Here is a 25,777-nt window from a genome sequence, read left to right on the forward strand (position 1 = left end):
TAAGTAAGAATGGCAAATATTATGCCCCTTTCCCATTTGGGACTGTATGATACCTGCAATCCTTTCTGCCGTTACAGAGGGATATTTCCGTGTTTTTTCTTCGGTGCCTCTTCCTTCTTTCCCCGGAAAGCCTTCAAGGCGTCCAGCAGCTTTTCCCGTGTTTCCTCCGGCTTGATCACCTCATCCACATATCCCCGGGAGGCTGCCACATACGGATTGAGGAACCGTTCCTCATACTCCTTGATGCACTGGGCACGCATGGCTTCCGGATCGGAGGCCCCTTTGATCTTCCGCTTAAAGGCGATATTGACGGCGCCTTCCGCCCCCATTACCGCGATTTCCGCTATGGGCCAGGCATACACGTAATCGGCCCCCATTTCCCTGGAATTCATGGCGATATACGCGCCGCCGTAGGCCTTGCGCATAATCAGGGAAATCTTGGGCACCGTTGCTTCGGAATACGCATACAGCACCTTTGCCCCGTGCCGGATGATTCCGCTGTGCTCCTGGGCCGTACCGGGCAGGAAGGCCGGTACGTCCACCAAAGTCAGGATCGGCAGGCTGAAGCAGTCACAGAAACGGATAAAACGGGCTATTTTGTCAGATGCATGATAATCCAGGGATCCTCCCATCACCGCGGGCTGGTTCGCCACAAAACCCACCGTTTCCCCGTCCATCCGGGCGAATCCCACCACCGCATTTCCGGCAAAATCCTGCTGCACTTCAAAAAAGCTGCCTTTGTCCGCAATCCTGCTGATGACATCCTTCACATCGTAGGAATGCCTGGAATTATCCGGCACGATGCTCTGCAGATCCCCGCAGGGGTTCTCGCTGTTTTTCTTGCTTCCGTGGATTTTGCGGCCCAGGCTTCCCACATGCTCCAGTACCCGGTTAACGCTGCGGGAAAGCGCCTTCTTTTCCTCCAGACGGATAACCGGCGCCTTTTCCTCAAAATGGGAAGGCAGGTAGTTCAGGAGCTTTCGCACCCCCATCATACATTCCCCTTCGGTATCGTAGGTAAAATGGGAAACGCCGCTCTTTTTCGCATGTACCTCGGCACCGCCCAGCTCTTCCACCGTAGTGACCTCGTTGATGACCGTTTTCACCACGTTGGGGCCTGTAATAAACATTTTGGAGGTATCCTTCACCATGAAAATAAAATCACAGATGGCGGGCGCGTAACAGGCGCCGCCGGAGCATGGCCCCAGAATCACCGCAATCTGGGGAATCACGCCGGAAGCCTTGGTATGGCGCAGGAACATCCCCGCATAACCGCTTAAGGAACTGATCCCCTCTTCAATTCTGGCACCGCCGCTGTCGTTAACGCACACAAGAGGGGCTTTCATTTCCATTGCCATATCCTGCAGACGGCAGATTTTCATGGAATGGTACTCCCCAAGGGTGCCGCCGATTACCGTAAAATCCTCACTGGCAGCAAAAACCAGCCTTCCGTCTACATACCCATACCCCGTCACCACGCCGTCCCCCGGCACTCTTCTTTTATCCAGATCAAAATCATCGATCCTGGATTCGATAAAAGCATCGGTCTCCACGAAGGTTCCCTGGTCAAATAGCAGATCCAGCCTTTCCCTCGCCGTAAGCTTTCCTCCGGCATGCTGTTTGTCTATCTTTGACTGGCCGCCTCCCAAAAGCGCCTTCTGTCTTCTTTCGTCCAGATTCTTGTTCGCCTGTTCCCAATTCATGTATGGAATCCTCCTGAATCACTTGTTTATCTAACTATTTGAAATTATAATAATTTGAACATCAAATTATTTAATCATTATTATAGCACGGCTGGGAAAAAGTGCAATCTTTTTTTCAGCCGTGCTTTTTTATTTATCTGTTTTCATTCCTGTAACCTTCTTCAACTCTTCCCTGCTGTTTGCCCGGATACCGCAGGCACCCCCTTCCTCCGATGCCATATCAAGCGCAGCCCTCAGCACTTTATCCATGTCATAATACCGGTACTGGCCCAGCCTTCCGCCGAACAGCACGCGTTCCTCCCGCCGTGCCAGCTCCTGGTACCTGGCATACAGCGCCGTATTTTTATCATCGTTCACAGGATAATAAGGCTCATCCCCCGGCTTCCATTCCGCGGGGTATTCCTTTGTTATGACGGTCCCGTGCTGTGTTCCGAACTCAAAATGCTTATGCTCGATAATCCTGGTATAAGGGACGGCTTCATCGGTATAATTCACCACCGCATTCCCCTGGTAATTATCTTCGCCGGGAAGCTGCTCCGTCTCAAAACGCAGCGAACGGTATTCCAGCGCTCCCAGACTGTAATCAAAATATTCATCTATCATGCCGGTATACAGGACCTTGTCCCAGGTATCCGGAGAACTGCTTTCCTCATTCTGCTTCAGGAAATCCCTGTAGGCTATGCCGGTACGCACCTCAATGCCTTTCAGCATTTCAGACACTATCGCCGTATAGCCGCCTTTGGGTATCCCCTGATAGGGATCGTTGAAATAATTGTTGTCATAACGGAACCGGAGCGGCACGCGCTTAATAATAAAAGCGGGCAGCTCACGGCAGTCCCTGCCCCACTGCTTCTGCGTATAACCCCTGATCAACTTCTCATAGACATCTTTTCCTGCCAGGGACAGCGCCTGTTCTTCCAGATTCCGGGGTTCCCCGATATTCAGGCTGGCAATCTGATCCGCGATTATTTTCCGTGCTTCCGCCGGGGTGCGGATTCCCCACATCTTACTGAACGTATTCATATTAAAGGGCAGGTTATAAAGCTCATCCTTATACACCGCAACCGGCGAATTGATATAGTGGTTGAACTCTGCAAACTGCCCTATATAGTCCCATATTTCCTTGTCGGAGGTATGAAAAATATGGGCACCGTACTTATGTACCTGGATGCCCATACTCTCTTCCGTGTAGATATTTCCGGCAATATGGTCTCTTTTGTCAATCAGCAGGCAGCGTTTACCTCTGCCGTACATCTCGTGTGCGAAACAGGCTCCGAAAAGCCCTGCCCCCACAATCAGATAATCATAATGCATGGAATCTCTCCTTCATTATTTTGCTTTGTATTTCTTAATCTGTACAAAGTCGTCCATCAGTCCGAGGATCTTGTCCCTGCCTTCCTGATTGAGCTTTACGTAATACTGCATTACGCGGTTCTCAAGAAGCTGCTCGCTGATGGTAGTGTCTCTTTCCAGAGAACTGAAATCTACCGGATTCAGGTTAAGTTTGTTACACATTTTGATAACGGTTCCATAGGCCATACCATCGATGCCCCGTTCCAGTGCCGTTACCAGCGTACTGTAAGGGATCTGCATTTCTAATGCAAACTGCCTTACGCTTCTGTACTGGCTTAAAATTTCTTTTTTCAAGATCTGTGCTTTGGTCATTTCAAATCCCTCCATTACCTTTTAACCCTAAGGTTTTGCATTGTTAATTGTACACTATTTACCTTTCATTTTGCAACATATCTTTTGAAAAATAAACAAAATTTCGAATATTTTAAGAAATTGGTCATAATATGCTATAAAATTGCCATAAGTGTTAAAAAAATTGTCGGTTGATGAAAAAACAGGGAATCCGAATAGCTTATCCACCACGGAACGGGAAGTTACTTCCTTGTTGTGCTTGCATGCTTCAAAATATCTTCCGTACGATTCCTGATAAAGCCGATCCACGAGGTAGAGCTGGCTCATTTTGGCTTTCATGGAGCCGCTTTCCGGGGAAATGGGTTCCGGATGCGGGGAGCATCCCCGGCATGCACATGCATCCCAACGATTCTATGCATGCCCACAGGGGCCGGATCACAAAAAAAGAGGCCATCGGCCTCTTTTTTGTGTGTCTCTGCTATACTGCCGGCATCAGCCCCAGACACGGAAACGGTTGAAACCTTCCTTCAGCCCGGCGATTGCACCTGCCGCGCTGCCGGCTTTCCTGCTTTCGCCAAGGTAATCCGTATCCAGCACGATGGGATTGCCGTCCGGATCATCAAAGGGGGCCTCCACAAGACGTACCATTCCCAGCTTCTGCGTATCGATCACTTCCGTAGGGATGGAAAGCATTTCTTTTTCCACATTCATTTCCAGATACACCGTATCCCCTTCAGGCACTATCTTCACCTGCGGATCCCACGGGCTGACATAGTTTTCTTTTTCCCTGTCAAAGGCGGCTGCCCCTTTCAGGTAAGCGTTAGCATTGATATAAACCGGCTGTTTTACTTTTTCAAACATTTCCACATCGCCGTTGCCAAGAGCCAGAAGCTCTTCCACATACTCCTCCAGGGAGGTGCAGCTTCCATTATAGTCGGTAGTTCCGGCTACGGACTGCTCGGTATAGGTTTTTGCACCCCCGATAAAAATGTTCTGGTATATCCGGTCATCCCCGCCGTATACAAGCGTGGTTCCCGCCACCTGGGTGGTGTGAGGGAAATGATAGGGGGTGGAACGGTTGAGCACAGGCTCCCTGCGCATGGTTCCGCAGCACAGGTTGTTCACATAAGCGCCGCCCTGGGCAATATTGTCGAAATTATAATCGGATCCAAAAATATTGTTGTCCACCATGTAAGGGCCGTGGGTTACTTCCATCATCAGATCCCGGTCATTGGCATACATCAGGTTTCTGCTCACCCTGGTTCCCTGCGCCTGCCAGTCAAACCAGGCTCCCAGTGTGCAGTTATGGATGCGGTTATGGGAAACTTCCACATCAATGGCAGCATGCAGCTTGATTCCTGCTATTTCATAACCGAAATATTCATGCTTGACCGCGATGTTATAAATATGGTTGTCCGTAATCTGGCTGAAAACACAGCCCATATGGCCTACCACACCGTTCTGTCCGCAGTCATGGATCACATTGTTGCGGATGATATGGGAACCGATTTTTTCCTTGCTCCAGCCAATCTGAAGAGCGCGGAACACGGCTTCCATCTGATACTGATAGCCCGGCTTGCGGTGCCTTCTGGTACACAGGTTATGGCCGGTGGAGGATTCCTTGCCGATACTGATACCGCTGCATTTTGCATCATGGATTTCATTATTTTCTATAATCCAGCCTTTGCTCCAATGGGTTCCCAGAAGGCCGGGCTGATCGGCGGTGGGAGGCGTCCAGGGACATGCGGCCTGGGCCATTTCAAAACCGCGGACGGTAATATAGTTCATTCCCGGTTTTTCGGGATAGAAGCAGCATTTACGCACATTGATCTCCGCCAGCTCCTTATTGGGATCGGCCCCCTGGAAATTGGCATAAATAACGGTGTTTTCTTCCTCCACTTCTGCATACCACTGGTATATGGTATCTTCCGGATGAAGAATCGGCTCGGTATGCTTCGTCCACGGGGGATTATACCCATGAGTACGCATGACAGGGTTCTTCACATCCGCAAGACAAGCGGCTTCGTAAAAGGACTTTCCGTTCAGATACACATCTCCTGTGTGTATTTCATATCCTTCCGGGCCGTTGATGCAGGGATAAAGAAACCAGTCGCCGACCAGCACTTCCGTATAAGGATTGTAATCCCCGAACAGGGAGTTGGGAACAACAGCCTTCCATACGGTACCTTCCGTATTTTCCCAGTTTTGGATTCTTTCCGAGCCTTTAATCACCACCTTTTCCCCTTCGGCGGCCTCATAGGTGATACGGCTGATATCACTGTAACCGGTATGGGCGGGTTTTACCCATTCCCTGTATTCCCCTTCATGGACAATAACCCTGTCCCCGGTTTCAGCAACAGCCGCCGCTCTGGAAATTGTCCGGAACGGATTATCCATCGTCCCTTCGGCACGGTCGCAGCCGTTTACTGATACATGATATTCTCTATTCATTACGTCCTCCGCTCCGCCGCATAAGCGGCACTTTTACTTATACAGCTCAGCATACAAAAAGAGGATGGAAATTGCAAGGCAATATTTTGCAACAATTCATCACTTCTTGCTATGATTGTAACCTTCAGACGGCCCTTCGCGCCCTGCGGCATCCCGGCTTATACCCCGCCCGGCAATGCAGACAGCCGGAAGCATATGCCTGCCTCCGGCTGTCTCCTGTTTCTCCTATAAACCAAATTCTCCTGTTATGCTCAGTTGGATCGCTGGATCTCCAGTACCTTGTAAGTAATGGTCCCCGCCTGGGTCTCCACTTCCACCACATCGTCCACTTTAGCGCCGATAAGCGCTTTACCCACGGGAGATTCATTGGATATCTTTCCCTTCAGGCTGTTGGCCTCTGTGGAACCGACAATTTTATATTCCAGTTCTTCGTTATATTCCATGTCCAGGATCCGCACACGGCAGCCGATGTTGATTTTCTCCAGATCCACTTCATCCTCAACAACCACTTCCGCATTCTTCAGGATTTTCTCCAGTTCTTCTATCCTGGCCTCGATATCCCTCTGCTCATCCTTTGCGGCATCGTATTCCGCATTCTCAGAAAGATCCCCCTGTTCCCTTGCTTCTTTGATTTTCTGCGCCACTTCCTGTCTTTTTACAACCTTCAGATTATGCAGCTCGTCCTCATACTTGCGAAGTCCTTCATACGTAAGGATATTTTTCTTTTCTTCCATTTCTCTCTCCCTTTCTTAACAAAGCTGTAACTGTTTGGTACCTCCACAGTTACACAAATCTTTTCTGTACGTGCCTTTAGCTGAGTACGGGCTTTTCCTGCCGAAGCAGGGCCAGCTTTGTGTTCATCACAAGAATATGGCAATGCTCTTCCACAAGCAATGCCATATTTCAGTTATTATTCAGCCATTCTCATCCATTCATCCATATAACGATATTCTGATATTCATTCCAGAAAGTAACGGTTCAGCCCCTTCACAGCCTGCGCAGTAAATGCGCAGACCTGACGGAATCGTTTCCCCGGAAATTACATTCTTTTCACAATACAATCCATCGCCGACTCTCAGTAACGGTTCGTATTATACCTGTTTCTCACATAAGTGTCAAGAAAATTCAGGGCACTCCTGTAACAAATATCCTTTCTTTTAGCAGAAAGCAGCCTTTCTTTTTCCGGATCGGAGGTCATATCCAGATAAAGCAGCTTTTCGGGCAGCCGGCGGAAAGGAATCCGGTAACCCGGGCGCATATCAATACACACCCCGTCCGCAAAACCAAAAGAGGCCGCGGTTCCCCCGCATATGACCGGAAGGCCCGTATCCTGATAGATATGGGCATAATAAGGCACTTCCTCCTCCAGGGATATCTGCATACCTTCCTTCTCCAGGACCCGGCTAATCAGCAGCAGGCCATTCAGGCCTCCGTAATCCTCTCCCAGGAATGCTTTGAGACAGTCCGCTTCTTCCCTGATTTCCTCATAAAAGTCCTCTTTTCCGTAATCCGGCATTATCACAATCATACTCCGGCATGGCTTCTGTTCTTTCCAGAACAGCCGCATCAGCTCCGTCTCAGGCACCTTGGGCTTCCATGGAAATACTTTCCTGATTTCGGGAGCCACCCACACCTCTCCGGAACCGGCCGCGGCAGCGAGCCATTCCGGAAGCCGCTCCTTCAGCTTTTCCGGCTTCTTCATCCAGCGCTCCGGAAGCATATAATAAGCTATTTCTGCCTCTTCCCCCGCCTCCCGCCAGATAAAAGGCCTGCTTCTCTGTAAAAATATGCGCCCCGGCCCGCTCCGCGCCGCCGGCATCTGTTTTACTATTCCCCTGTCCCAGGGGAAAAATGCATTCATATATATCATGCTTAAGATTATGCAGCCCGTCGTTTTTTCATGCCGTTTTTTTCCGCCTGAACCGCTCAGGCGGGATTTTTATCTCTCCATACGGTCAGGTATCAAGCGAGGAACAGGGCCTCCAATTCCTCCATGGTCTCCATTTCATTAATACGCTCCCGCAGCCTGGCGGAATGCGGATAACCCGCGGTATACCAGCACACATGCTTGCGCATTTCCCGGATGGCGGTGAATTCTCCTTTGTATTCCGTCAGCAGGGCCGCATGGCGCAGCATCATGGCCCGCACTTCCTCTATGGGAGGTTTGGATAGCAGCTCCCCGGTTTCCAGATAATGGATGATCTGCCGGAAAATCCACGGGTTGCCTCTGGCCGCACGGCCGACGAGAACCGCATCGCAGCCCGTTTCCTTCCGCATTCTTTCCGCGGCCTCCGGCCCGTTCACATCCCCGTTTCCCATAACCGGTATGCTCACCGCCTGCTTTACCTGCGCGATGCAGTCCCAGTCCGCCTTTCCCGCGTAATACTGTTCTCTCGTGCGTCCATGCACAGCAACCGCAGCCGCCCCGCTTTCCTGGGCGATATGGGCTAGTTCCACAGCATTGGCATGCGCCTCGTCAAAGCCCTTCCTGATTTTTACCGTAACCGGCTTATTCACCGCCCCTGCCACTGCGGATATGATCTTCCCCGCCAGCACCGGATTTTTCATGAGGGCGGATCCCTCCCCGTTATTTACCACCTTGGGGACGGGGCAGCCCATATTGATGTCCAGGATGGAAAAAGGGCGTTCCTCTATCCTTTTTGCCATTTCCGCCATCAGCTGCGGATCGGATCCGAAAAGCTGAAGGGATACCGGACGTTCCTTTTCGTGGATTTCCAGCAGCCCCTCCGTATTTTTATTGTTATAATAAATAGCTTTGGCACTTACCATTTCACTGCATACAAGGCCGGTTCCCATCTCCCGGCAAAGCAAACGAAATGGCAGGTCTGTTACGCCTGCCATGGGTGCCAGAAAAACGCCGTTTTCCAGCGTTACATTTCCTATCTTTACTTCCGCCATGTCCTCTACCCTATTGTTATCTGTTCTTTCCGTAAATATAGCGCAGCCCCTCCAGGGTCAGTGCGCTGTCGTAAATATCAATGGAATCCGTTTCATCCGATATGATCCGGCCCAGACCGCCGGTCGCCACTACTTTCATATCGGCAATTCCCGTCTCTTTTTTAACCATGTTTACAATATATTCCGTCTGGCCGATCTGTCCGTAAACCAGTCCGGCCTGCATGCTGGATATAGTCTCCTGAGCCAGGATGCTTTTCGGTTTCTTGATTTCCACCATAGGAAGCTTTGCGGTATCCTCCCACAATGCCTTGGCGGACATACGGACTCCCGGCGCCGTAATTCCTGCGGCGAAGCAGCCGTCCCCCGTCACGTAGTCATAGGTGGTCGCCGTCCCGAAATCCAGCACCAGCACAGGCCCGCCGTATTTTTCATAGGCAGCCACCGCATCCACGATACGGTCCGGTCCGATTTCCTTGGGATTCTCCGTAATAATGCGGATTCCTGTTTTTGTCCCCGCACCCACAATAAGGGGAGGCGTCCCCAGATATCTGGTAATACCGCCCACCAGGGAATGCATGATATTGGGAACGACGCTCGCCACTATGGTCCCCTCTATCTGTTCTTTGGAAATCCCGTCAAACATCAGAAGCTGCCTGATATTCATCCCATACTCATCCGAGGTATGGGGCATTTTGGACATCATACGGAAGGTGGTCACAAGTGTTTTCCCCTCGTATACGCCAAAGGTTATATTGGTATTCCCCACATCGATCACTAATATCATTCGCTTATCCCACCTTCCTCATCCAGAAAATCGGCCACATTCTCATGCAGTACCATCGCCCTGTAATAAAGGCTTAAGGACTCCAGCAGCTCCCTTCTTTTCCTACGGATTTCCCCCAGCAAAAGGCCGCTGCTCACCTCGTCGTACAGATAATCGTCTTCTGCCGCCGTGGTTTCCAGCGTCACACCGCCGTCCTGCTCAAACAATATGGTAAAAATGCCTCCCACATCCTCCGTGTACAGCACACACAGGATATGAAGCTCCTCCCGCACAGACTGCGGGAGCTTTTCAAAATCCGGGTTAAAATAATATTTTTGCTCATAGGAATTGGCGCCGCACAGGACAATGCGTCCATCCCGGGTCTTTCCCGAATCCCAGCTGTTTTCCCCGCCTGTCATTTCCTTCCTGTCACTCATCCCTGACTCCGTTCCGGCTCCACACCCAAAACCGGGAAAGAACCCATCTTTGCATATTGCAGGCCCAGAAGCCCGCTTTGTTCTCTATACATATCCATAAACACCACGCACGGAAACTTCTCCTGCATAGACACTTACCAGCTCTCCCTGCTGTGTTTCCACCAGAAGCTCCCCGTTTTCATTCACTCCTCTGGCAATCCCTTCGAATTCCCCTTTCGGATCAAGGACACGCACCGGGGTATCCTTATTCAGAAGGAATTTATGATAGGAGGGAAGCAGCCCGGACAGGTCCCACGTTTCCCGGAAGGCCCCGTAAGCCTTTTCGAAATGATCCATCACCGACACCAGCAGGGCGGATCGGGAGATTGTCCCTCCTTTTTCCCGCTTCAGGGAAGTCGCCGTCCTGCGGATCTCCTCCGGGAATTCCTCCTGGTTCACATTAATGCCGCAGCCGATCACCACATAATGGATATAATCCGGCTCGGCGCTCATTTCCGTCAGTATTCCGCATATCTTTTTTCCGGAAAGCACAATGTCATTTGGCCATTTGATTCCGGCCTCCAGCCCCAGTTCCTCCACGGCCTCCGCCACGGCAAGAGCCATTACCAGCGTGAGCATGCAGGCCTGATCCGGACTGCAGTCCGGACGGAGAAGGAGGGTGAAATACAGGTTACAGCCCTGGGGGGAACTCCAGTCCCTCCCTCTGCGGCCTCTTCCTGTTTTCTGGCAGTCGGTTACCACCAGCGTCCCTTCCGGCGCGCCGTCCTCCGCGGCCCTTTTGGCATCCATGTTGGTAGAGCCTGTGCTGGGGTAAAAAAGCAGGCTGCTGCCGGCCCAATGTCCTTCTCCCCTGGTCCGCAGCCGGCTCCCCAGCTCAATCTCCCCCATCACATCCGGGGAAGCTTTCAAACGGTAGCCCTTGTTCTGCACCGCCTCGATTTCATAGCCTTCCTCCTTCAGCTGGTTGATCGCTTTCCAGACAGCCGTCCTGGATACACCGAAACGGCTGCACAGCTCCTGTCCTGATATATATTCCCTGCCTGTCGGGTGCCCTTCCCCGACTGGCATGCCTGCCGGGTGCCCTTCCCCGACTGGCATGCCTGCCGGGTGCCCTTCCCCGGATGGCATGCCTGCAGGGCCGGCCGCCGTATTTCCACCGGACACACGCTCCCGGAGCAGCGAAAGTATTTCTGTTTTCATGAAACTGTAAGCTCTCCTTTACCGGTTCCTGTGTCAGAATTCATAGCCCAAAGTAGCCGCCATAACCGCTTTAATGGTATGCATCCTGTTTTCCGCCTCATCAAACACCACGGAAGCGGAGGATTCAAAGACCTCATTGGAAACTTCCATTTCATTGATTCCGAATTTTTCCCCGATTTCCTTACCTATCCTGGTATGCAGATCATGGAATGCGGGCAGGCAGTGCATAAAGATGGCATTCCCTGCGTTTTCCATGATTCTGCGGTTCACCTGGTAAGGGGAAAGAAGGCGGATACGCTCCTCCCAGACATAATCCGGCTCCCCCATGGAAACCCAGACATCGGTGCAGATCACATCCGCGCCCCGCGTCCCTTCCATGGCATCCCCGGTAAGCGTAATGCTTCCGCCTGTCTGCGCGGCTATCGCCCTGCACTGCTCCACAAGCTCTCCGGAGGGGAAATACTCCTCAGGCGCACAGGCGGTAAAATGCATCCCCATTTTGGCACAGGCCACCATGTAGGAATTTCCCATGTTGTAACGGGTATCTCCCATGTATACCAGCTTCACGCCCTGTATCCGTCCCAGATGTTCGCGGATGGTCAGCAGATCCGCCAGCATCTGGGTGGGATGGAATTCATTGGTCAGGCCGTTCCATACAGGTACGCCGGCATATTGCGCCAGTTCTTCCACAATATTCTGTCCGAAACCGCGGTATTCGATTCCTTCGTACATTCTTCCAAGCACTCTCGCCGTATCGGCAATGCTTTCCTTCTTCCCTATCTGGGATCCGGAAGGATCCAGATAGGTAGTGCCCAGCCCCAGATCATGGGCGGCCACCTCAAAGGAACATCTTGTCCGGGTACTTGTCTTTTCAAAAATAAGAGCTACATTTTTCCCCTGGAAACAGTTTACCGGAATTCCTTTTTTCTTTTTTTCCTTCAAATCTGCTGACAAGTCCAAAAGATAGGTGATCTCCTCCGGGGTATAATCCAACAGCTTTAAAAAATGACGTCCTTTCAGATTCATAGCATTCTCTCCTTTCGTCCCGAACTACGTTTCCCAGAGCCGGAAAGGCTCTGACGAAAAAGTCTCACATCCGCTTCTTCTTTGATGTGAGACCTTTCTCCGTCTATTCACGCATGCTTATATAACTGTTCCGTCCCCTTCCCAGTTACTTCTTTTATCCTTCTCTCTCAGGCGTTCAGCACTTCCTTGGCGGAAGCAAGCATTCCTGCCATTCCCTGAATTTCGGAGGGGATAATAATCTTGGTTGCCTTACCGTCCGCAGCCTTTTCAAAGGCCTCCAGACTCTTGATCTTCAATACCGCATCATCCGCGCCGGCTTCTTTAATAAACCGGATACCATCGGCTGTAGCCTGCTGTACCTTCAGAATCGCCTCGGCTTCACCTTCCGCTTCCCGGATCATCTTCTCTTTTTCCGCTTCCGCATGCAGGATTGCAGACTGCTTTTCACCTTCTGCTTCCAGAATAGCGGACTGCTTCTTACCTTCGGCCACAAGGATGGTGGATTTCTTCTCACCTTCCGCACGCAGGATGGATTCACGTCTTTCACGTTCCGCCTTCATCTGCTTCTCCATGGCATCCTGGATAGCCGCCGGAGGAATGATGTTTTTCAGTTCCACCCTGGTAACCTTAATGCCCCAGGGATCGGTTGCCACGTCCAGGGACGCACGCATTTTGGTATTGATGGTCTCTCTGGAGGTCAGGGTCTGATCCAGCTCCAGATCACCTATAATATTACGCAGGGTGGTAGCTGTCAGATTTTCAATCGCCATGATGGGATTTTCCACGCCATAGGTATACAGCTTGGGATCCGTAATCTGGAAAAAGACTACCGTATCAATACGCATGGTAACATTATCCTTGGTGATAACCGGCTGGGGAGCGAAATCAACCACCTGCTCCTTCAGGTTCACTTTTCTGGCAATTTTATCAATGAAAGGCATTTTCAGCTTAAGCCCCACGCCCCAGGTCCCCTGGTAGGCGCCCAGCCTTTCCACAACATATGCCTGCGCCTGGGGTACAATCTTGATACATGACGCCAGCAGGATAATGATAAGCACAAGAATAATCAACAACACAATTGCTCCAGTCATACTACATTCCCTCTCTTCTCTCTTCTACGATTAGTTTTACTCCGCTGATGGCACGGATTATAACGACGGTTCCCTTGGGAATCTTAATCCCGTCCATCACGCATCTTGCCGTCCATTCCTGTCCGTTGATGCTTACCGAACCTGTGGCCGGGAGATTGTCAATTTCTTCCGTAACCACTGCCTGCCGGCCTATCAGGCTTTCCGCATTGGTCCGGATCCGGTCTTTATTAAAATACTTCATGGCAATCGGCCTGGTAAACAGCAGCAATACCACCGATACGATCAGAAACAGCGTAATCTGCACATACAGCGGTGCGTTAAATGCCGCCGCTATGATTGCAACGAAAGCGCCGCCCGCAAACCAGATAGTGGTAAGCCCCATGGTAGCAATTTCCACGGCCACCAGAATTATCAGCAGAATCAGCCAGAATACGACCTGGTTCATACATAGCCCTCCTTTTCGGCAAGTGAAAGCATGCTCCTTTCTGTAAGGGAAAGGATTCGCTTAACGCTTTCCTCCATAATACTATAATGCCAAAAGATATTCAATCTTTTTACGGCAGGGAAATTTTAATATTTTGAAAAGGAGCCGTAAAATACGGCCCCTCTACACATTATTTTCCAGATTATACTTATTTATTACCAGAAAACATGGTTTCCGATCACGATCCCGTCCCGGCTTCCGGCCCGGCGGAAATGGGTGGCATTCCCTACATTGGTCACACCGCTGAGGGCTTCATTCGCCGCCTGCAGGCAGCTGCTCTTGATATTCCCGCCGGATAAAAGCGAGGCTACCTTTCCGGATCCTGCGGGACCGAACTGTCCGGACGCATAGATGACGCCGGATACCGTGCCGGGATAGGATCCGCTCCTCACCCGGTTAAGCACCACCGCTCCCACCGCAAGCTGGCCCTCGTAGCTTTCTCCTCCGGCCTCACATTGGATCAGTGCTGCAAGAAGCTGGGCATCACTGGTGCCGGCAGGTACCGCGCCGGCATTCTCTTTTTTCGTCTCCCCGCCGGAGGCTGTTGTCATTGACCGGCCTCCCTTGGATGCCGCCGTGCTTGCAGCCGGCACCTGTGTTTCCGCCGCTTCCCTTGCGGCAATTTCCTCCAGGGTCTCTCCGCTGTCCACCTCGAAATCGACGGTAATATAGTCGGCGGAAATATAGCCGGTACGTCCTTCATAATCAATGGCGGCCCATTCGTCGCCAAGATGGATACCGTCACTGTATTCAAGTTCGCTTTCCCCCACTACTTCAAAGCTCTCTCCTTTAGCCGCCAGGGCATACACCCCCGCATCCGCCGCAGGCTCCTTTCGGATACGCAGGGTATCCCCGGTTACGGTAGCCATTGTCCTGCCCACCTGTCTGGCTTCCTTAACGGCGTCCTCTTCAAAAAGAAGATATTCATCCTTGGCCCAGCCTACCAGCCCGCCGGACTCCAGCCTGGTCCAGCCGTCTTTCCTTTCCAGAATCGTACCGCCGCAGTCCGCATACAGATATCCGATCCTTTCCGCCTCCTCGTCCGGCTCCTCCCTGACATTCAGCGTATAGGTCACATTGGTCATAACCAGTCCTGTATCTTCTTCCGGCTCTTTCCTGGTCTCCTTTGCCGGCTGCCTGCCCACACTGACGGACAGGGCGGCTTCGCCAGCAAAGCCGTTTTCCAAAACAGCCTGTTCCACAACCGCTGTATCGTCTTCTTCAGGAACCGTATCCTCGTCGAGGATACCTGCCACGCCTGCTCCCGGATTCTCCCCGTTCCCCGGCTGTGCCATCACTTCCGTTCCGGAAGCAAAGGCAAATACCGTAATGAGCAGCCATGTGCTGAGAAAAGGAAAATGAATCCTCTGTTTTGTTTGCTCTTTCATAGTATAACCCCTGTCAGGTGCTTTCACACCTTCTCTCATAGAATCTCCCATAACAGCTCACACAAGCCTGAACCGTTATAACCTCCCGCATATCCCGTTACAAAACCGAAGCCATCCTGCTTCCATTATTTGTATATATTACAGACATGTTAACAATTGTTGCAAATTTTGTCAAGATTTGTTAAAAAATACTGTAAAATCCGTATTATGGATCGTAAGCGGTTACCCTATTTCCGGCTGTTGTTAATCCGTTTTCCTTCCCTCGTTTCCTCTTTGCAGGCGGCCGGAAAACAAAAAGCCATCAAAAAACGGCGGGACTGTTTATACAATCCTGCCGTTCATTCTCTTCCGATGTATGGTTAATAACTTTTCAGCGTCAGGCGGTTTTAAATAGATTTTTGCCTGCAACTGTGAAGGTGCCGGACAGTTACTATGCTTAATAGAAAACATGGTTGCCGATAATCTGGCCGCTTCTTCCGTTTGCCCTTCTGAAATAAAGCTTATCGCCTACCGGGGCAGAACCTGCTATAGCTTCCACAGCCGCCTGCCTGCAGGAAGGACTGATATTTCCGGTTGACAGTGTTCTGGAAAGTGTCCCGTTCCTTACCGGGCTGAACTGTCCGGCGGCATAGATCACATCCGGAATGCTGCCGGGATGGCCGGCTGCTTCCACACGGTTCATCACCACATTTCCTACAGCCACCTGGCCCACATAGGATTCCCCGCCCGCTTCACACTGAATCAGCGCGGCAAGAAGCTCCACATCCTGGGAGGTAACTCCGGCCTGGGCTATCACTGCCTGCTGGGCCGCCTGTACAGCGGCTGCCTGGGCTTCTTCCGCCGCCTTCCTGGCGGCCTCTTCCGCGGCTCTCTGGGCTTCTTCTGCCGCTTTCTGTGCGGCTTCTTCCGCCGCTTTCCGGGCTTGTGCCGCCGCTTTCTGCGCCGCTTCTTCCGCAGCTTTCTGGGCTTGTGCCGCCGCTTTCTGCGCCGCTTCTTCCGCAGCTTTCTGGGCTTCCGCCGCTGCTTTCTGCGCGGCTGCGGCGGCCTTTCCAGCCGTTTCCTGTGCGGCTTTCTGTTCCTCAGCCGTCTTTCTCAGGGTATCTTCCTCTGCCTTTTTTGTGGCTTCTGCCGTCTGTTGTCCGGCAGCCGTCTGTGATTCTTCCGGCATTTTTGCAGCGGACTCATCTGCCGCGTTCTGCTTTTCTCCGGAAACCTCTTGCTTCTCTTGCGTCTGCTCTATCTGCTCTTCCGTATTGCCCGCAGTCAATGTTTCCTCCGGGCTTTCCGGCACGATATCTTGCGTTGTATCACTGCCGTTTGTCAGGTGTTCACTCTCCACCCAGCCGGTAATCTCACCGACCTGTACCTTCGTCCAGTCCTCTTCGTGTCCCAGTACAACTGCCTGCGTACCGGAAAGCGTGATCAGTACCGGAGAGGTCTCATCAGCTTCTGCATGGACATCTGCCACACTGGCCGTTTCAACCAGCATAACACCATTTGCCATAGCGGTTGTTCCGCATGCCGAGCTGAGCACCATAATACCTGTCAGCCATCCGGCAGCATGCCTGCACAACCTTCTGCCATTTGTGTTCATAAATAACCTCCGTTTTTATTGTCCCCCGGGTCAGTGGGAACATTTTCACAATTGTTACAAACTTGTTAACAAATGTTACGTTTGATATCATACCAACATTATTCCCATTTGTCAACCCCTTGATACAACCGGCTAAAAACAAGGATTTTCGACTACTTTTTATCATTTATCTACTATTATAAGAATTTATTTTTTATTGTATTACGTCTATTTTTTACATTCTATCGCTATTATTTTTACATTATTTTCATTTTTCCTTAATTTTTAACAGTAAAAAAGTTGCTGCCTCGTATTCTTTTCTACGTGAGGAGCAACTTTTCTTAAGAATTTATTTAGATGGTTATCTAATTGTTACAAATATTACATAATATTTTATCTTTTTCCACCGTCTGTCATAATACGCCTCTGTCTGGCTGCTTCGTACATCAGAATTCCAGATGCCATGGCCGCATTCAGGGATTCCACGTTTCCGGCCATGGGAATTTTTATGTAGGAATCTGCCAGGGCGGCGGTTTCTTCCCGCAGGCCGTTTCCTTCGTTTCCTATCAGGAAAGCGCTTCCCCGGCAGTAATCCTCCTGGTCATACCAACATTCCCCTTTCAGATGCGCAGCAAAAACACGTATCTTTTTTTTATTCAACATGGAAATCATATCGGCAAGGGAGGAGACGTACACAAAAGGGACCCGGTATATGCTTCCCATGGTGGAACGTATGGTTTTGGGGTTATAAATATCTGCGGTTTCCCGGCTCATAATCACACCGTCCACCCCCGCCCCCTCGCCGGTGCGCAGGATAGTCCCCAGATTCCCCGGATCCTGGATGTCCTCCAGAAGCATGAGAAGGGGATCCGTCCCCTGCAGAAGGCTTTCCGGGGTATAGGCCTTCTGTCTCATAACACAGAGGATTCCCTGGGGTGCGGCAGTATCGCTCATCTTCCGGAATACCTCCTCCGATACCCGCTCCACCGGCAGGCGGCTCAACTTCTGATCACAGGAAGGATTACAAAAGCCTTCTGCCGTATATACCTCTTCGATTTCCCCGTCCGGCGCTTCCAGGAACATTTTCACGCCCTCCACCACATATTTTCCCTCCTGTCTGCGCTCCTTTGCCTTCTGGTTCAGCGCAGCCACTTTTTTGATACGGGTATTGGATGCCGATGTAATCATTTCCTTCTCCTTTTAAAGCTGCTTGGACAGTTTTTTGGCTGTTTCATGGGAAGCAAGGACGATGAGGTGCTCCCCTTCTTCTATATAATCATCCGCAGACGGCATGATCTGGGACTCATAACCCTCCCGTTTAATGCCGATTATTGTCACCCGGTAACGGGCGGCGATATTGGATTCCCGTATGGTTTTTCCCACCCATTCCTTCATGGGGCTTATCTCATAAATCCCGTAATGGGAAGAAATTTCGATATAATCAAATACGTTATCCATACTGTATTTCGCGGCACAGCGTTCCGCAATATCCTTCTCCGGATAAATGACCTCGTCCGCACCGTTGCGAAGAAGGAATTTTGCCTGGATATCCCTTGTGGCCTTGCTGACCACATGCTTTCCGCCCATTTCCTTCACCAGGCTGGTGATCTCGAGGCTGCTCTGGAAATTGGTACCGATACATACGAATATCACGTCGAAATTCCCGATTCCAAGACTGCGCAGCACTTCCGGGTTGGTACAGTCCCCTATTTTGGAGCTGGTGGCATAAGGCACCAGGCCCTCCAGCTTTTTCTCATCCGAATCAATGATCATCACATCGTTATCCAGATCGAGAAGATTGGAAGCCAGGTGCTGCCCAAAGCGTCCCAGGCCGATTACAAGCATAGATTTCATGGTTCGTATAAACCTCCTTCGTATTATCCCGGGGAAAACCTTATCCCACCACTATTTTTTCCACCGGCTGTTTGACCGGCGGTTCCGGTTTGCTTCTGGCAAATACCAGCGTAAAGGTAAGGCTTCCCAGCCGGCCGCAGTACATCAGCAAAATAATCACAATCCGGGATACCGGAACAAGCTCCCTTGTGACGCCCGTTGTCATACCCACGGTACCGATAGCGGAAAAAACCTCAAAAAGAGTATCCGTAAGCCCCAGGGGCTGTACAGCCATGATGATCAGGGCCGCCATTACTGCCAGTCCCAGATCGATGGTGACAATGGCACTGGCCTTTTTCACCGCATCCTCTTCCAGACGGCGTTTGAGGATATTGACTCCATGCGTGCCCCGGATCATAGCTATGGTGGAAAGCACCATAACCACAGCCGTGGTCACCTTAACACCGCCTGCAGTGGAACCCGGACTGCCGCCGATGAACATCAGTACCATGGTGAGGAACTTGCTGGACTCTTTCAAAGCCGCAGTATCCACGCTGTTAAAGCCTGCCGTCCTGGGGGTGACCGCGCTGAAAAGAGCACCCAGTATCTGTTCTTTTCCGCTCATTCCCGCAAGCACGTTATCCCTCTCCAGCAGGTAAAAAAGGAAAGCGCCCCCGAAAATCAGCACGGAAGTGGTTATCAGCACAATTTTGCTGTGCAGAAGATATTTTTTAAAATGCAGCCCGTTCCGCTGGATATCATCCCAGACGAGAAAGCCGGTTCCTCCCGCAATGATGAGAGCCATGATAGTGAAGTTCACCAGGATATCCCCTTCATAGGCCACCAGGGAGCTGTAGGCTTCGTTGATTCCCATCAGATCAAAGCCCGCATTGCAGAACGCGGATACCGCATGGAAAATTCCCATATAGCAGCCTCTTACCAGTCCGTATTGGGGAACAAAACGCAGGGACAAAAGCAGCGCCCCCAGCATTTCAAAGGCAAAGGTACCCATGACAATTTTCCGCACCAGCCTCACCACGCCTGCCAGCTCCATAGTACTCACGCTTTCATGGATGGCTGTCCTTTCCTTGAGGCCGATTTTCTTTTTCATTACCACCGCAATATAACTGCCGATGGTGATAAAACCAAGCCCTCCTATCTGGATTAACGCCAGGATGACCAGCTGTCCGAAAAGGCTCCAGTTCTGGTAGGTGTCGGCTACCACCAGCCCTGTTACACAGGTGGCCGAGGTGGCGGTGAAAAGAGCGTCCAGGAAGGGCATGCCTTCCCTGCTTCTTGTGGCAAAGGGCAGGCTGAGGAGCAGGGCGCCGATTACTATGATGAGTGCAAAGCCAAGGGCCAGCATTCTGGTATAAGGCATTTTTTGTTTCTTTTTCGTAAGCATAAGATTCCTCTGACATACAGGAAGGCGCCGGTTCCCACCGAACGCCTTTATTTTTGGGGAAATCCCCGCGCTGCGGGGTATCCGTTATGTTAATGCCGCCCGCTTATAATGCAAGCAGCTTACTGATTTTGTATTCATATTCCGGAATATCCTTCTGCATCGCCAGGGCTTCCTCAATGTCAAAATCCCTGAACTCGCCGTGTCGGTAGCCTACCACCCGGTTCGTCTTGCCTTCGCAAAGAATGTCCGCCGCAAGACAGCCCATAATGGAGGCATAATATCGATCTTTACAGGTAGGGCTGCCGCCCCTCTGCATGTAGCCCAATATCGTGGCCCTGGTTTCCACACCGGTGGCTGCTTCAATTCTTCTCGCCATGGAGGTGGAATGGCCGATGCCTTCGGCATTGATGATCAAATGATGGGTTTTTCCCCGTTTTCTGTTGTTGATGATATTATTAATAATATTCTGTTCATTAAAATCGTATTTTTCGGGAAGGAGGATGTCCTCCGCACCGTTGGCAACGCCGCACCACAGGGCGATATAACCTGCATTCCTGCCCATTACCTCAATGATGCTGCACCGCTCATGGGAGGAAGAGGTATCCCTTACCTTATCAATGGCCTGCATCGCCGTATTTACCGCGGTATCAAAACCGATGGTATAATCGGTACATGCGATGTCCAAATCGATGGTTCCGGGAAGGCCGATGGTATTGATGCCGAGGCGGGAGAGCGCCTGGGCACCCTGATAGGATCCGTCCCCGCCGATCACCACCAGGCCGTCAATTCCATGCTTCCTGCAGATTTCGGCACCCTTCTGCTGTCCGGCCTCGGTCTTGAATTCCAGGCAGCGGGCTGTTCCCAGTATGGTTCCGCCCCTCTGGATGATGTCGGAAACACTGCGCGCCTGCATATCCACGATCTCTTCATTCAGCAGGCCCTGATACCCTCTTTTGATTCCCTTTACAGTAACACCGTTGGTGATTGCCTTCCTGACAACGGCACGAATGGCGGCATTCATGCCCGGCGCATCACCGCCGCTTGTGAGTATCCCTATTGTCTTAATTGCCTTAGCCATGATTTATCCTCCAGTCTGCCGGACAGTTACCCCGTGATTACCTTAACTTTTGTTTTTATTTTAATCGAAATCCGTATTGTTTTCAATCTTTTTCTTCGCCGGGCCGCACCGCCGGACTAAACAAGCTTTATATTCCCTTCCCCGTACAGCTCTCCCAGCCGGGCGATCAGAGCCTGATCAGCCCTCACGCTGCGGTTGGGAGGCAGCGCCTTTTTGGCTTTCGGGTTTTCCACATAAATCACCACCCCATCGTTTCCGTCCGATTCCGCCAGGATTTCCAGCAGCTGCTTTTCCGCCGCTTCGTATTCCGGCTTGGTGGGAAACTTGATCCAGAGGGTTTTACGGATATCGTCAAAGGCCTGGATGGACTCGCAGATAAGCTTGCCGTCCCTGTCTTCCTCCGCGGATACCCGCCCTTTAACGAATACCTTATTCTCCTCCGTCAGCTTCGCGCTTTCCTGTTCATACACCTTGGGGAACACGAGGACTTCAATACTACCCACCAGATCCTCCAGGGTGAGGAAGGCCATGATTTTATCATTTTTGGTATATTTGATTTTCTTCTCGGCAATCATGCCGCCCACCGTCACCCGTTCCTGGTCACGGACGTTCATTTCGCCGGTTTCTTCATCCATCATAAAATCCGCGGTAGTCCTGGTAATATGCTTTCTCCAGGTCTGTTCATACTCTTCCAGAGGGTGTCCGCTGATATAAATGCCAAGGACTTCTTTTTCAAAACCGAGCAGCAGCTCTTTAGAGTATTCCCCCACATCAGGGAGACGAATCTCAAAATCACTTTTTTCTTCTTCACTCACCAGATCAAACAGGCTCATCTGTCCCGCCAGGTTATTTTTCTTATTGTGCTGCTGGGAATCCATCATCTGCACAAATACGCTCATGAACTGCTTCCTGGTGCCTCCCAGCCCGTCAAAGGTGCCGGATTTGATAAAGTTTTCCACCGTCCGCTTATTCACTTCGGAATCCGCCATGCGGGTGACAAAATCCTGCAGGCTCAGGAAGGGGCCTCTTGCCGTACGTTCCCTGGTCACCTCATCGATTACCGGCCTTCCCACGCCTTTTATAGCCGTGAGCGCATAACGGATGGAACCGCCGGATACGGAAAAGCCCGCCTCTCCTTCATTGATATCCGGAGGCAGGATTTTTATCCCCATACTGCGGCACGTCAGGATATATTCCGATACCTTGCCGGGATTGTCAATGACAGAGGTAAGCAGAGCCGCCATGAATTCCACGGGATAATAATATTTCAGGTAAGCGGTCTGGTAGGATACCACCGCATAACAGGCGGCATGGGATTTATTAAAAGCGTATTTGGCAAAATCCATCATCTCTTCATAAATGGTACCCGCCACCTGCTCCGATATGCCGTTGCGGACACAGCCGGGAACGCCTTCTTCTTCATTGCCGTAAATGAAATTGGCCCTTTCTTTCTCCATGACGGACTGTTTTTTCTTGCTCATGGCACGGCGCACCAAATCGCTGCGTCCCATGGTATAGCCGCCCAGATCCCGCACGATCTGCATAACCTGCTCCTGGTATACAATACAGCCGTAGGTAGGCTCCAGGATAGGCTGCAGCTGGGGGCACAGGTAGCTGATGCTTGCCGCATTGTTCTTTCCCTTGATATACCGGGGGATAAAATCCATGGGGCCGGGACGGTACAGGGAAATGCCGGCGATGATATCCTCCAGGTTCCGGGGCTTCAGCTCCTTCATGAAGTTCTTCATCCCGCCGCTTTCCAGCTGGAACACGCCGTCGGTCCTTCCGGTTCCGATGGAATCCAGGACGGCCTTGTCGTTAAAATCGACGGCATCGATATCCAGGCCGATATTCTTATCCTTTTTGATCAGATTCACAGCATTCTGGATTACCGTCAGGGTACGCAGCCCCAGGAAATCCATTTTCAGAAGTCCCAGCTCTTCCAGAGTGGTCATGGTAAACTGGGTGGTGATACAGCCGTCCGATCCCCGGGAGAGGGGCACGTATTCATCCGCACTGTCCGGGCAGATTACCACACCTGCCGCATGCATGGAGGTATGCCTGGGAAGTCCCTCCAGACGCTTGCTCATATCGATGAGTACCTTAACCTGTTCGTCGGTTTCGTAGAGCTTTCTCAGCTCCGGATTGGCCTGGAGCGCCCTGTCTATCGTGACATTCAGCTCGTTGGGGATCATTTTGGCGATACCGTCCACATAGGAATAGGGCAGATCCATTACCCTTCCCACGTCCCGGATTACCCCCTTGGCCGCCATGGTACCGAAGGTCACGATCTGAACCACCTTCTCGGCACCGTACTTCTTTCCCACATAATCAATGACCTCCTGCCGTCTTTCAAAGCAGAAGTCAATGTCGATATCGGGCATGGATACACGCTCGGGATTCAGGAAACGTTCAAACAGCAGGTTATATTTAATAGGATCGATATTGGTGATTTTCAGGCAATAGGATACGATGCTTCCTGCCGCAGATCCTCTTCCCGGCCCCACCATGATATCATTACTCTTGGCATAATTAATAAAATCCCATACAATGAGGAAATAATCCACGTAACCCATGCGCCGGATAATATCCAGTTCATAATCCAGCCGCTCCTTCAGCGTGCCGTCATCCTCCGGATAACGTTCCTTCAGACCGTCGCTGCAGAGCTTATTCAGATAACTCCAGGAATCATACCCCGCAGGCACCTCAAAATGGGGCAGCTTCGTCACGCCGAACTCGATGTCCACGTTACAGCGGTCGGCGATATCCTGGGTGTTTTCCACAGCTTCCCAGGCATACGGGAACAGCCCTTTCATTTCTTCCTCGCTCTTTACATAATACTGGCCGCCCTCATACCGCATCCGGTCCTCATCCGCCAGCTTTTTAGCCGTCTGGATACACAGCAGGATATCATGGGGTTTTTCATCCTCCCGGTAAGTGTAATGTACGTCGTTAGTGGCTACCAGAGGGATATCCAGCTCCTTGCTCATGGAAAGGAGGGCCGTATTTACCGTACGCTGGTTTGGGATCCCATGATCCTGCAGCTCCAGATAATAGTTCCCTTTTCCGAAGCAGTCCTGGTACTTCAACGCCGCCTTCTTGGCTTCGTCAATCAGACCTTTCTGGATATAACGGGCCACCTCGCCTGCCAGGCAGGCAGAAAGGGCAATGATGCCTTCATGGTAACGGTTCAGCACCTCCATATCCACCCTGGGCTTGTAATAATAGCCTTCGGTGAAGCCCTTGCTCACGATTTTCATCAGGTTTGCATAACCGGTATTGTTTTCCGCCAGCAGCACCAGATGATAATACCGGTCATCCCCGCCCGTCAGCTCTTTATCAAAGCGGGAGTTGGGGGCCACATAAACCTCGCAGCCTATAATCGGCTTAATCCCCGCTTCCTTGGCGGCCCGGTAGAAATCAATAACACCGTACATAACGCCGTGATCCGTGATGGCGGCGCTGTCCATCCCCAGCTCTTTTACCCGTTTCACATATTCTTTTATCTTATTCGACCCGTCCAGCAGACTGTATTCCGTATGGACGTGAAGATGTGCAAATGCCATGTATCAGGAACTCCTTTCCCGGACAAACATGCCCTTGTTTTTTTCCATGCCGAAGCGCTTCTGGAACCAGTCGCATTTACATAGGAAGGAATAGTACACATTCAGCCCGCAGCCGTGCATGGTTTCAAAATTTCCCTGCCCCTTTGCCAGAATCACATCCGCCTCTTTCAGAAGGCCTCTCGCTTCTTCTCCCACGTAATCCAGCGGCGTTCCCGCCACACCGCAGCCGTTGTCCACAATCCTGGCCGCCTTATCAAGACCGGTCTGTACCGCATCCTCCCGCGTGGCGTCGTTCAAAGCCGGTTCTCCCCGCACCAGCACAGTCAGTTCCAGCAGGGGAAAACGTTTTTTCAATTCCTCCACCACCAGCTTGTCACAGACCACCTCTCCGCAGTTATCGGTAACGTATACCATTTTCCGCGCTTGTTCCAGATCGGAGAGCATTTTGTCATAAACCGTTTCATCCATGCTGTCCCCTGCGGCTTGTTCCAGCAGTTCCAGCAGGGTTTCCTTTTCCACCCGTCCAGCCATGCCGAAATCAATATAATTGGCGGCCCTGGCGAATACGAAGGCGGTATGGAGAGCATCCTCCCCCTTCTCCATCACGGAACGGATATCCGGTTCCAGGGAAAGCATCAGCTCATTGAATTCTTTTTTAATCGCATCATAATCCGTAACCGGCCCGAAAATCTTCCTGTATTCCCCGTTTATCCTGTCCACCAGCACCGGAGCGGAATCCTCAGGGGCACTTTCTGCAATAATGCGGGCCACCTGTCTCATAAAGGCATCCCTGTCCTCTTCCGTTCCCTTATCCCTGACTCTCTCTTCCTGCCTGTCCATCAGACAGCGCATACAGGACGCACATAATCTCATAATGGTATCATACCTTTCTATTTTGCCTGAATCACTTTCTTACGTCTGGCGCAGTAAATGCGCCGGCCTGTTGAATAGTTATGCTGAAATGTAACTGTTCCGTTCCTTCACAGTTACTGCAAAAATCCATCCTAAATCGCCTTTGGCGATAGGATTTCTGCACTCCCGAATCACTTTCTTACGCCTGGCGCAGTAAATGCGCCGGCCTGTTGAATAGTTATGCTGAAATTACAATACCATGGACCATGCGATTTTACAATGTCAAAATACATCCGATTCTCTATGGGTGCAGATAAAAAAGGTAGGCGTCACCCGCCCCGGCTTCCCTGTGCGGCCTGCTGCC

General features: G+C 51.2%; 21 protein-coding genes. All 21 read right to left on the reverse strand.

Features of this window, described 5'->3' with window-relative positions:
• Positions 1-71: 71 nt before the first annotated feature.
• Entirely contained in the window at positions 72-1,703 is a 1,632-nt protein-coding gene (locus DXA36_RS24045; protein WP_118681970.1) for an acyl-CoA carboxylase subunit beta, read from the reverse strand.
• Between the two features lie 129 nt (positions 1,704-1,832).
• Complete coding sequence (glf, locus tag DXA36_RS24050; protein WP_243114731.1) at positions 1,833-3,017, reverse strand: UDP-galactopyranose mutase; 1,185 nt, start codon at positions 3,015-3,017, stop codon at positions 1,833-1,835.
• A gap of 15 nt (positions 3,018-3,032) precedes the next feature.
• Positions 3,033-3,368, reverse strand: coding sequence for a transcriptional regulator (locus DXA36_RS24055; protein ID WP_009256204.1), 336 nt, complete (start codon positions 3,366-3,368; stop codon positions 3,033-3,035).
• A gap of 471 nt (positions 3,369-3,839) precedes the next feature.
• A complete protein-coding gene (locus DXA36_RS24065; RefSeq protein ID WP_118681971.1) occupies positions 3,840-5,798 on the reverse strand; it encodes a right-handed parallel beta-helix repeat-containing protein in 1,959 nt (652 codons plus the stop codon).
• 251 nt (positions 5,799-6,049) lie between these two features.
• Positions 6,050-6,532: a transcription elongation factor GreA gene (greA, locus tag DXA36_RS24070; RefSeq protein ID WP_118681972.1), complete on the reverse strand. Its 483-nt coding sequence runs from the start codon at positions 6,530-6,532 to the stop codon at positions 6,050-6,052.
• A gap of 341 nt (positions 6,533-6,873) precedes the next feature.
• Positions 6,874-7,659, reverse strand: coding sequence for a hypothetical protein (locus tag DXA36_RS24075; RefSeq protein WP_147366643.1), 786 nt, complete (start codon positions 7,657-7,659; stop codon positions 6,874-6,876).
• Between the two features lie 101 nt (positions 7,660-7,760).
• The gene (dusB, locus tag DXA36_RS24080; RefSeq protein ID WP_118681974.1) at positions 7,761-8,717 is read right to left on the reverse strand and encodes a tRNA dihydrouridine synthase DusB; all 957 of its coding nucleotides are present in this window, start codon (positions 8,715-8,717) and stop codon (positions 7,761-7,763) included.
• A 16-nt stretch (positions 8,718-8,733) separates the two neighbouring features.
• The gene (locus DXA36_RS24085; protein ID WP_118681975.1) at positions 8,734-9,501 is read right to left on the reverse strand and encodes a type III pantothenate kinase; all 768 of its coding nucleotides are present in this window, start codon (positions 9,499-9,501) and stop codon (positions 8,734-8,736) included.
• Positions 9,498-9,917, reverse strand: coding sequence for a DUF6145 family protein (locus tag DXA36_RS24090; RefSeq protein ID WP_118681976.1), 420 nt, complete (start codon positions 9,915-9,917; stop codon positions 9,498-9,500). Before DXA36_RS24090 ends, DXA36_RS24085 begins: the two co-directional genes overlap by 4 nt.
• 84 nt (positions 9,918-10,001) lie before the next feature.
• The gene (locus tag DXA36_RS24095) at positions 10,002-10,985 is read right to left on the reverse strand and encodes a biotin--[acetyl-CoA-carboxylase] ligase (protein WP_118681990.1); all 984 of its coding nucleotides are present in this window, start codon (positions 10,983-10,985) and stop codon (positions 10,002-10,004) included.
• Between the two features lie 165 nt (positions 10,986-11,150).
• Positions 11,151-12,143, reverse strand: a complete 993-nt coding sequence (gene argF, locus DXA36_RS24100; RefSeq protein ID WP_118681977.1) for an ornithine carbamoyltransferase — start codon at positions 12,141-12,143, stop codon at positions 11,151-11,153.
• A gap of 167 nt (positions 12,144-12,310) precedes the next feature.
• Entirely contained in the window at positions 12,311-13,234 is a 924-nt protein-coding gene (locus DXA36_RS24105) for an SPFH domain-containing protein (protein ID WP_118681978.1), read from the reverse strand.
• Between the two features lies 1 nt (position 13,235).
• The gene (locus DXA36_RS24110) at positions 13,236-13,679 is read right to left on the reverse strand and encodes an NfeD family protein (RefSeq protein WP_118681979.1); all 444 of its coding nucleotides are present in this window, start codon (positions 13,677-13,679) and stop codon (positions 13,236-13,238) included.
• A gap of 194 nt (positions 13,680-13,873) precedes the next feature.
• Complete coding sequence (locus DXA36_RS24115; protein WP_182479240.1) at positions 13,874-15,106, reverse strand: cell wall hydrolase; 1,233 nt, start codon at positions 15,104-15,106, stop codon at positions 13,874-13,876.
• A gap of 436 nt (positions 15,107-15,542) precedes the next feature.
• The gene (locus DXA36_RS33645) at positions 15,543-16,700 is read right to left on the reverse strand and encodes a cell wall hydrolase (protein WP_243114732.1); all 1,158 of its coding nucleotides are present in this window, start codon (positions 16,698-16,700) and stop codon (positions 15,543-15,545) included.
• Positions 16,701-17,072: 372 nt separating this feature from the next.
• Positions 17,073-17,867, reverse strand: coding sequence for a TrmH family RNA methyltransferase (locus DXA36_RS24125; RefSeq protein ID WP_118681981.1), 795 nt, complete (start codon positions 17,865-17,867; stop codon positions 17,073-17,075).
• A 12-nt stretch (positions 17,868-17,879) separates the two neighbouring features.
• Positions 17,880-18,533 (reverse strand): potassium channel family protein, encoded by a 654-nt coding sequence (locus DXA36_RS24130; RefSeq protein WP_118681982.1) that lies wholly within the window; start codon positions 18,531-18,533, stop codon positions 17,880-17,882.
• 40 nt (positions 18,534-18,573) lie between these two features.
• Positions 18,574-19,917 (reverse strand): TrkH family potassium uptake protein, encoded by a 1,344-nt coding sequence (locus DXA36_RS24135; RefSeq protein ID WP_118681983.1) that lies wholly within the window; start codon positions 19,915-19,917, stop codon positions 18,574-18,576.
• Positions 19,918-20,020: 103 nt separating this feature from the next.
• Entirely contained in the window at positions 20,021-20,995 is a 975-nt protein-coding gene (gene pfkA, locus DXA36_RS24140) for a 6-phosphofructokinase (RefSeq protein WP_118681984.1), read from the reverse strand.
• Positions 20,996-21,111: 116 nt separating this feature from the next.
• Complete coding sequence (locus DXA36_RS24145) at positions 21,112-24,561, reverse strand: DNA polymerase III subunit alpha (protein WP_118681985.1); 3,450 nt, start codon at positions 24,559-24,561, stop codon at positions 21,112-21,114.
• 3 nt (positions 24,562-24,564) lie between these two features.
• On the reverse strand, positions 24,565-25,434 hold the full coding sequence (locus tag DXA36_RS24150) for a damage-control phosphatase ARMT1 family protein (RefSeq protein WP_118681986.1): 870 nt from the start codon (positions 25,432-25,434) through the stop codon (positions 24,565-24,567).
• Positions 25,435-25,777 lie beyond the last annotated feature (343 nt).

The organism is Eisenbergiella sp. OF01-20, from assembly GCF_003478085.1.
GTDB lineage: Bacteria > Bacillota > Clostridia > Lachnospirales > Lachnospiraceae > Eisenbergiella.

Coding starts and splice junctions, on each gene's coding strand:
- DXA36_RS24045 (WP_118681970.1), bottom strand. CDS start 1,703: ATGAATTGGGAACAGGCGAACAAGAATCTGGACGAAAGAAGACAGAAG.
- glf (WP_243114731.1), bottom strand. CDS start 3,017: ATGCATTATGATTATCTGATTGTGGGGGCAGGGCTTTTCGGAGCCTGT.
- DXA36_RS24055 (WP_009256204.1), bottom strand. CDS start 3,368: ATGACCAAAGCACAGATCTTGAAAAAAGAAATTTTAAGCCAGTACAGA.
- DXA36_RS24065 (WP_118681971.1), bottom strand. CDS start 5,798: ATGAATAGAGAATATCATGTATCAGTAAACGGCTGCGACCGTGCCGAA.
- greA (WP_118681972.1), bottom strand. CDS start 6,532: ATGGAAGAAAAGAAAAATATCCTTACGTATGAAGGACTTCGCAAGTAT.
- DXA36_RS24075 (WP_147366643.1), bottom strand. CDS start 7,659: ATGAATGCATTTTTCCCCTGGGACAGGGGAATAGTAAAACAGATGCCG.
- dusB (WP_118681974.1), bottom strand. CDS start 8,717: ATGGCGGAAGTAAAGATAGGAAATGTAACGCTGGAAAACGGCGTTTTT.
- DXA36_RS24085 (WP_118681975.1), bottom strand. CDS start 9,501: ATGATATTAGTGATCGATGTGGGGAATACCAATATAACCTTTGGCGTA.
- DXA36_RS24090 (WP_118681976.1), bottom strand. CDS start 9,917: ATGAGTGACAGGAAGGAAATGACAGGCGGGGAAAACAGCTGGGATTCG.
- DXA36_RS24095 (WP_118681990.1), bottom strand. CDS start 10,985: ATGCCAGTCGGGGAAGGGCACCCGACAGGCAGGGAATATATATCAGGA.
- argF (WP_118681977.1), bottom strand. CDS start 12,143: ATGAATCTGAAAGGACGTCATTTTTTAAAGCTGTTGGATTATACCCCG.
- DXA36_RS24105 (WP_118681978.1), bottom strand. CDS start 13,234: ATGACTGGAGCAATTGTGTTGTTGATTATTCTTGTGCTTATCATTATC.
- DXA36_RS24110 (WP_118681979.1), bottom strand. CDS start 13,679: ATGAACCAGGTCGTATTCTGGCTGATTCTGCTGATAATTCTGGTGGCC.
- DXA36_RS24115 (WP_182479240.1), bottom strand. CDS start 15,106: ATGAAAGAGCAAACAAAACAGAGGATTCATTTTCCTTTTCTCAGCACA.
- DXA36_RS33645 (WP_243114732.1), bottom strand. CDS start 16,700: ATGAACACAAATGGCAGAAGGTTGTGCAGGCATGCTGCCGGATGGCTG.
- DXA36_RS24125 (WP_118681981.1), bottom strand. CDS start 17,867: ATGATTACATCGGCATCCAATACCCGTATCAAAAAAGTGGCTGCGCTG.
- DXA36_RS24130 (WP_118681982.1), bottom strand. CDS start 18,533: ATGAAATCTATGCTTGTAATCGGCCTGGGACGCTTTGGGCAGCACCTG.
- DXA36_RS24135 (WP_118681983.1), bottom strand. CDS start 19,917: ATGCTTACGAAAAAGAAACAAAAAATGCCTTATACCAGAATGCTGGCC.
- pfkA (WP_118681984.1), bottom strand. CDS start 20,995: ATGGCTAAGGCAATTAAGACAATAGGGATACTCACAAGCGGCGGTGAT.
- DXA36_RS24145 (WP_118681985.1), bottom strand. CDS start 24,561: ATGGCATTTGCACATCTTCACGTCCATACGGAATACAGTCTGCTGGAC.
- DXA36_RS24150 (WP_118681986.1), bottom strand. CDS start 25,434: ATGAGATTATGTGCGTCCTGTATGCGCTGTCTGATGGACAGGCAGGAA.